The sequence below is a fragment of the Bradyrhizobium sp. CCBAU 11386 genome, assembly GCF_028128955.1.
In the GTDB taxonomy this organism is placed as follows: domain Bacteria; phylum Pseudomonadota; class Alphaproteobacteria; order Rhizobiales; family Xanthobacteraceae; genus Bradyrhizobium.
The window spans coordinates 1-7100 of record NZ_LBKA01000140.1; the positions used below are offsets into that span (position 1 = coordinate 1).

Consider the following 7100-nt stretch of genomic DNA (forward strand, 5'->3'; position numbering starts at 1 on the left):
GCACTGAACTTATTGCTGTCCATAAGCGCTGTTACACAGCACTCGTCTTAACCCGACAAGGCGGCCCTCACCGGAGGGAGACGCGACGTCTATCTGGTGCTTGAGGATTTCGGCGCGCGAGCCGGCTGCGCCTGGCGCGAGACCGACGAGGCCGACGCCGACCTGGAGACCGTGATCCGCCTCATCCTCTGCGGCGACTACACCTATCCCGTCCGAGTCGTCGCATTCAACGCGGTCGAGGGCTGGTCCAGAGATGCGACCTCGGACGTCGCCGACGCTGTCGCTCAACGCGCCGTTGATACGGACGCCAAGGTCTCGGCTGCGCTGGAAGCCTTCATCGCGGAAAACTCAACGAAAGCGTTCGATCTTCAGCTATCGCTGCCTCTGCAGGGCGCCGCCTGAAATCGCAGTTCCGGATTCGCGGCACGCGCGCCAGCTCGGCGCCGACGTGCGGACGAATTTCGATCCTCCCAAGGTGGGACACGCACAACAAAATGAGCCAAAACCCGTAGAAGCCCGGGACAAAAATGATACTTCCCGTAGGGGAACGGATGCGGGCGACTCACCGAGAATGCCAGATTGAGGTCAACCGATTCGCCCTTGCGGATCGGCCAGAGGGGACAGGAACCGGCGTCCTTTGACAGAGGAAACGAGTGCCGACCTGCCCCCTCGGGCGCTGCTCCCGCCGGTGGCGATCAGGTCTTCCCGGACCTGGTCGTCACTGCGGCGAGTCAGGACACCCTAACGCCCAGCGGCATGCTTTCAAAGACCCGCACTACTACCGAAACCCGCTAAGAGCCCCAGCCCACGCGCGTTGTACAAATTGTCTGCAACGGGTGCGTTTGCTTGACGAGGTCCGTCCCGGGTCAAAAGGTCCGCTACGCCCTTTCGAGCGGCCCTTAATGGGTCGCGCCGCGACTTCGCTGATGGGCCAATACCTGAAGAGTTGAACGTGCTCACGACGTGCCCAACTATCGGCTCTCGGCGAGGCGCGCTTTTGTGGTTGGGGGGTATGAGACATGCAGGCTTTGGTGTCGGTGGCAGCCGTCCATCCCCTCTAGGATATACGCCGGATTTTACTGAGGTGCTGATAGCCAGCATCACGCTGCTCAATTACAGCTCCCGCCCAATTCACAAAATGTCACACGCAGAAATGTCAAATAACCCTGGCGTCCAGTTTCTGCCCCTAAGCGCATTCTATCTTTGTTTGCGAGTTCGACGATTTCTGGGATTTCGAGTGTATGCGCTACATGTTTTCAGCCGGATTCCTCGCGATGACGATACTGTCCGCGGGGGGATGCTCGATGATGCCCAGTTCGGGGCCGGAAGACCACCTCATCAAAGGCGAAGCGACAAAAGCGGGACCAGACTACGGACTCGTTAAGCTCACTCCGATCGTACTCGATTTGTTGAAAGAATATGGACCGAGCGCGATCTCTGCAACGTTTCCCGACCGGCGACCGGCGCCAAGTATTAAATTCGGGGTCGGCGACGTAGTGGCGGTGACGATCTTTGAAGCGGCTGCCGGCGGCCTGTTCATCCCAGCCGAGGCAGGCACCCGATCCGGCAACTTTGTCTCGTTACCGAACCAGAATGTCGACTCCGCCGGGTATATTTCGGTGCCCTATGCAGGAGCTGTCAAAGCCGCGGGTCGCACGCCCAGTGAAATTCAGCAGGACATCGTAAACGCGCTCGCTAATCGCGCCATTGAGCCGCAGGCGATAGTGGCCCTGGCGACGCAGAACACGTCGTTGATTAGCGTGCTCGGTGAAGTTAATTCGCCAAGTCGTCTTACCGCCAATGCTGCAGGCGAACGTGTCCTTGACGTCATTTCGCGCGCCGGAGGTCCAAAGGGCCAAGGGTACGAGACATGGGTGACGCTGGAGCGCGCAGGCAAGCGGGCAACCGTTCCGTTCGGTGCGCTGGTCTACCAGCCTGCCAACAACGTGTGGGTCCACCCGGGTGACACCATCTATGTCTACCGCGAACCGCAGATCTTCCTCGCTTTCGGTGCGTCCGGATCACAGGGTCAGTTCACGTTCGATATGTGGAAAATCAATATGGCGCAGGCGATGGCCAAGGCAGGCGGACTGCTTGACACCCAGGCCGAGCCTGCCGGCGTCTATGTCTACCGGCGGGAGCCGCGCGAACTTGCTGAAAAGCTGGGTATCGAGTGCTCCAATTTCGCGGGGGCATTGATACCAGTGGTCTATAACGTCGATTTCCGGGATCCAGGTGGGTTCTTCCTGGCAAGCAAGTTTGAGATGCGAGACAAAGACGTGCTGTTCGCCGCAAATGCTGCCACGGTCGATACCGCGAAGTTCCTGCAATTTGTCCGTGTCGTGATTGCGACTGCTAACGACACGATAGTTGCCGCAGACAACGCCCAGACTCTAAAGATCGACTTGCGTCAGTGATCGTATAATCAGCGATGCAAACGCTACCCCTTCTTGTCGCTGCACTTCGCTGACAACTCGCGGCGCGCGACTCGCGTTCTCGACCGCCGCGCGGATGAATTTCGAGCGTTCGCCGACGGGTGCGATCGTCGCACCTCTCTCGACAGCTAGTCCAATCCTTTCAAGGCGGTGGAGACGGCCCCTTCTGGTAGGCGAGGTCGTGGCCAGGCCACGTCTGGTATGGGTCAAAATGCGACTTACCGGAATGATTGCTTAAGCGTGCTTCGCCCCTAGAAGCCGACATCCCACATTTTCAGACCCGCAGATTCTCCGCACTACTTTTGCCGCGCTTGGGATCAACCTTGACCTCGTAAGAGACCTTCTGTCCCTCACGCAAGTCCGAGAGGCCAGCGCGCTCGACGGCGCTTATATGCACAAAAACATCTTGGCCGCCGTCATCGGGCTGGATGAAACCGAAACCCTTGGTCGCATTGAACCACTTTACAACACCTGTAGCCACGCTCGTCTCCCGATTGAGTAATGTCGACAAACTAGAGCAAGGGAGCTGGTTCCTGCAAGGCTCTCAGTCGCACCTTCAGCAACACCGCGCAGCAGCTCGGCTTCGAATTCGACAGCGATTTGCTTGAGTTGGTCGCTCGCTAAACCAGCCTGACGTTCGTGGCCATCGGCTTGCCGGTGCGCTTGTTGATCCCGATCTCGAAGCCGACGTGTGCGCCAACTTCGAGGCTTGTCGTGCCACGCGGGAGCGCCGACACATGGCCGAAGACGTCATGCCCATCGACGCGCAGAAATCCGAACCCGCGCTCGCCATTCCAGTTTTTTACTTCGCCGATTTTCATCTCGTGTTCCCGTGGGAAGTTGCCCGAAAGCCCGTCACGCGAAGTCGCGCGCCTGAGGTTGTCGGTCACCGCGGATCTTTCCATCCAGTAGCGATGACCGACAAATTGCCGGTGAACGCCTCGATTTTCGCTACGACGTCATACGGATAGGGTCCGACGGTGTTCGACGAGCCACCTGACAAGTTGATCGAAATAGCCGACGCCTCTTGCGAGGCCGAAGTGCCTGTATTCCACTGGCCAAGATAGCTGATGCGACCGGTGGCCGGTTGTGGTGCCGAAGCAGGATTGTAGGACGACACGATCCTGATCGTTTGCCCCTTCGGGATCTCGATCCAGTCCGGTGTTCCGGGCTGAACAATCATATCTTCCCTGTATTTGATTTCGTTGTACTCGCGGTAGTACATCGTTCCTCGACGTTGTTAGATGCTGATCCGCTCGGGCCGTTGCCGGTTATCGCTCGGTCTGTCCCAGCGCGCGGGCGAGATCGGCCGGAAGCGGTTTCTTCGCCGGCAAAGCCGGCTGCGTGACGCCGGCCGCAGCGTTGACGCCGGCCGCTGGCGCCTGGGGGATCTGCGTTGCGACCTGTTCGGGCGTGATGCGCTTAATCATGTTGGTGGTCTCCTTGGTTACGCTGCCGCGGCGAGTTCGGTTTCCCGCTCGACGTCGGCTTGAATGTGCCGCTGATCGGGCACGGCCTGATTCAGAAAGTCGTTCAGGGATGCGCATTCGGCAGCTCGGCGAGATCGCGCATAGCGTCGGCAGCCGCGGCCGTTGCGTTGGTCAGGAGCTGCACGGCGGCGCGCTCGCGCTCCAACTCGTCGAGCTTGCCCGGATGGACGATGTTGATTGCCAGGGTGCGCGCAGCTTCGGCGGTCTCGCGATCCACGCCGACGAGTTCGGGCGCTTCAATAATGGTCTGCAAGTAGAGCAGCGACATGGTCGAAAGCTGCGCCTTGATTTCCTTCGGCGACTTCGGCAGGCGGTCACGAACCTGGCTGCGGAGCACGGCGCCGGCCGCGTCGGTCTTGTCGATAGGCGGCAATTCGATCTTGGCTCGCTTCTCGTCGATCCGCTCATTGAGCCGCGACGCGAACGCTTTGGCGCGGATCACTTTCCAGGCGTTCTTTTTCGCCTCGTCGCGGGATTCCTTGGTTTTACCTTGCGCGCTGAGATCCGTGTTGCCGCGGACTTTGGCGGTGGTCGCCATGATGTCCCGATGCAGTTCGATGAGGCGATCGAACGCGGTGCGCACAGTGGCGTTCGGGATGCCCGCGGCCTGCTCTTTGAGTAGAGAAAAATAGCGTTCGTTCATTTTGGTGATGACCTATGTTGCAAGTTTGCGTGAATGTTGATTGTCAACGTCAGGCAGCGATGGGCTGCCGGCGCGCAGCGATGCGCGCGGCGATCCACTCGTCGATCTCAGATTCGATCCAAGCAACACGCTGGGGTGAGAGCTTCACTCGCTGGGGAAACTTCCCTGTCCGCTCAAGGCGCCAAAGCTGAACTTTGGAATAGGCGATCCCTTTGGGTCCAAGACCCTCATAAGCGATCAGTTGCTGCGACACGGCGGCATGCTCCGGGATATCGCTCGCGGCAATAAAAAAGGCCGGGCGAGCGCTTGTTGCGCTGGTCCCGACCCATCCCGGATCGCTCAACCTTGCCGACTAGCGAGACGTTTCCGTCTCTCGCGACCATCTCGGTCAGCGACGTAAGCTAGCCTCTAGGGCTTAGATACTCGTATCGTGGCACGCGAAGGTTAACGAAACGTTGCGAATTGCATTGCACTACTCAGCCGCCACAGCGTGCATCGGCACGACGTTGTCGGCCGGCGGATTCAAGATCAGGTCCAGCATCGAAGCCAGCGCTTCGAACGCCTTCCGCTTCTCGTCCAAATACTCATACCGATCATAGGTCTCGCGCACGCCGCCGATGACGTGGCCCATACAGCGCTCCGCATGGTCGGCGTCCACCTTGGCCCGGCTCATAAGGCTGCGGCCGGTACGGCGCAGGTCGTGCAATTGCCACTGCTTCATCGGCGCCCTGCCCTCCGCCTTGCGGATCTTGGCAATGATCACGTCCAACTCCTTCTTGGCCTTGCTGAACCCGCTGAAAGGCTTGGCGCCGTTGGTGGTGGAGAATACGAACCACGAATTGCCCTTGCAGCCGGCCGGCTTCTCGCCGATCAGTTCTCGGATTGCCGGCGTGATCGGGATTACGTGGTCCTGCTTGTTCTTGTAGCGCGCCCCCGGAATGATCCACAGATCACTTTCCAGTTCGTCGGTGTGCATCCGGGCGGACTCGTTCCGGCGGGTCGTGGCGAGCAACAGCGATTTCACGTAGCGCGGATAGCAGGCCGGCTGCTCCATTTGGTCGAGAGCCGCCCACACGTCCCTGATCTCATCGTCCGCCAGGATACGCTTGCGCGCGCGCTCCTTCGGTTTCGTCTTGGCCATGCCGCGGACGATCGGCGATTTAAATTCGTCGTCCTGCACCATTTGCCAGTTGAAGGCCTTGCGGACGTGCGCAAGCACCCTGTCAGCCATAACCGGCCCGCTCTCCGCTTTGATCTCGTTGAGCATGGTGGTGATGTCGCTGCGCTTAAGATCGTAAATTGACTTGTCACCGATCCGCGGTCGGACATGATTGGTGAAAGCAGCCTTGACCTGATCGCCACTCCGAAGCCCCTCGACATGGTCCTTTTCGAAGGCGTCGAGCACGGCGTTGACGGTTGTTGCGTCCTTGGCGACTTGCGACCGGCGGATTTCTTCCTCCACCCGGGCCGGATCTTTCCCGTCGGCGATCAGTTTCAGCCAATGCCTGGCTTTGTCGCGCGCATCGGCAAGTTCGATTTCCCCCACCTTCCCGATTTCGCGCCGGCTGGCGCTACTCTCACCCGGATAACGAGTGCGGAGCACAAAGGTTTTGGACCCCTTCTCGGTCAGGCGCACACCGAACCCCGGAACAATGGAATCAGCGATCCACAGACGCGGTGAGTGCTTAGCGCCTGGTTCCGACGCGGGCGCCTTGAGCCGCGCGATCATGGTGGCGGTCAGCTCTTTGCGATGCTTCTTGGCAGGCATTCGGGCCACTCCGGGGCCACAAGAATCTGAAATAGCGCGTAGCCCGATGAAATCCATTGCTAGCGCATTTCGCCACAAACATCAACTTATTCAGTATCTTATGTAAGGCAATGAAAGGAGATGAAATCCAAAGAAATCCGGAAAACCATAACTTTTAATCACGGGGTCCTGGGTTCGGGCCCCAGCGCGCTCACCAAAAGCTAAATAAACTCAGATACTTATGTGTAACGCACTAGTCTTTCGCGCGTGATGATTTTTTGTGTCCGCGATATGTCCGCAAAACACCACTCAAGTGAACGAAACCATTTTACCGGCGGCACGAAGCAGACCCGAAACGGATCGCACTCAACATGCCTCGCATTGGACAATGGGGATTCGGACCATGTGGGCATTCATCGAAGATCTGTATGGGGACTTTTGCTTGGCTCGGCTTCAGGAAATGAGGAAGCTTGAGCTGGCCCAATAGCTGCAAGCCGCGGGCAGAGCCAGCCAACGCCGTCATAAGACTGTGGCATAGCGGTTGCATTCTAAACGCCAACTGGGATTTCAGTGCTCAGTTAGAAAATTGGCGCTGCCGAGACATGTATTTCGAGCTCGGCACCGCTGTTTCTGTGGCTCTAAAAATATCGGGAGTTTGCTCCTGGCTTACGATGCAGCCACCGTACAAATGCTCCGCGACATTCTCGATGAAGTTCTCTCCAGCCCGCCATTCACCCTTCAGCGGCGACGGACGGCGGTAGAGGTTGCCGAACGCGTGCTTAAGC

General features: G+C 58.8%; 10 protein-coding genes. 2 read left to right on the top strand and 8 right to left on the bottom strand.

Features of this window, described 5'->3' with window-relative positions:
- Positions 1-96: 96 nt before the first annotated feature.
- Together XI09_RS09220 and XI09_RS09225 are read left to right on the top strand one after the other, a co-directional pair.
- Positions 97-402, top strand: coding sequence for a hypothetical protein (locus tag XI09_RS09220; RefSeq protein WP_271566559.1), 306 nt, complete (start codon positions 97-99; stop codon positions 400-402).
- 839 nt (positions 403-1241) lie between these two features.
- Positions 1242-2417: a polysaccharide biosynthesis/export family protein gene (locus XI09_RS09225; RefSeq protein WP_271566560.1), complete on the top strand. Its 1176-nt coding sequence runs from the start codon at positions 1242-1244 to the stop codon at positions 2415-2417.
- 292 nt (positions 2418-2709) lie between these two features.
- Here the strand turns inward: XI09_RS09225 and XI09_RS09230 are convergent, their stop codons facing one another.
- The 8 genes from XI09_RS09230 to XI09_RS09265 form a co-directional block, all read right to left on the bottom strand.
- A complete protein-coding gene (locus tag XI09_RS09230; protein WP_271566561.1) occupies positions 2710-2916 on the bottom strand; it encodes a cold-shock protein in 207 nt (68 codons plus the stop codon).
- A 139-nt stretch (positions 2917-3055) separates the two neighbouring features.
- On the bottom strand, positions 3056-3325 hold the full coding sequence (locus XI09_RS09235; protein WP_271566562.1) for a cold-shock protein: 270 nt from the start codon (positions 3323-3325) through the stop codon (positions 3056-3058).
- Positions 3322-3660 (bottom strand): hypothetical protein, encoded by a 339-nt coding sequence (locus tag XI09_RS09240; protein WP_271566563.1) that lies wholly within the window; start codon positions 3658-3660, stop codon positions 3322-3324. Before XI09_RS09240 ends, XI09_RS09235 begins: the two co-directional genes overlap by 4 nt.
- 46 nt (positions 3661-3706) lie before the next feature.
- A complete protein-coding gene (locus XI09_RS09245; RefSeq protein ID WP_271566564.1) occupies positions 3707-3865 on the bottom strand; it encodes a hypothetical protein in 159 nt (52 codons plus the stop codon).
- Between the two features lie 103 nt (positions 3866-3968).
- On the bottom strand, positions 3969-4568 hold the full coding sequence (locus XI09_RS09250) for a hypothetical protein (RefSeq protein WP_271566565.1): 600 nt from the start codon (positions 4566-4568) through the stop codon (positions 3969-3971).
- A 49-nt stretch (positions 4569-4617) separates the two neighbouring features.
- Complete coding sequence (locus tag XI09_RS09255) at positions 4618-4821, bottom strand: helix-turn-helix transcriptional regulator (protein ID WP_271566566.1); 204 nt, start codon at positions 4819-4821, stop codon at positions 4618-4620.
- Between the two features lie 219 nt (positions 4822-5040).
- A complete protein-coding gene (locus tag XI09_RS09260) occupies positions 5041-6336 on the bottom strand; it encodes a tyrosine-type recombinase/integrase (protein ID WP_271566567.1) in 1296 nt (431 codons plus the stop codon).
- Between the two features lie 553 nt (positions 6337-6889).
- On the bottom strand, positions 6890-7100 hold a 211-nt coding region (locus XI09_RS09265), incomplete at its 5' end, for a hypothetical protein (RefSeq protein WP_271566568.1).

Bases quoted from the DNA above. Each gene is read 5' to 3' on its own strand.
- XI09_RS09225 (WP_271566560.1), top strand. From the start codon at position 1,242: ATGCGCTACATGTTTTCAGCCGGATTCCTCGCGATGACGATACTGTCC.
- XI09_RS09250 (WP_271566565.1), bottom strand. From the start codon at position 4,568: ATGAACGAACGCTATTTTTCTCTACTCAAAGAGCAGGCCGCGGGCATC.
- XI09_RS09240 (WP_271566563.1), bottom strand. From the start codon at position 3,660: ATGTACTACCGCGAGTACAACGAAATCAAATACAGGGAAGATATGATT.
- XI09_RS09245 (WP_271566564.1), bottom strand. From the start codon at position 3,865: ATGATTAAGCGCATCACGCCCGAACAGGTCGCAACGCAGATCCCCCAG.
- XI09_RS09260 (WP_271566567.1), bottom strand. From the start codon at position 6,336: ATGCCTGCCAAGAAGCATCGCAAAGAGCTGACCGCCACCATGATCGCG.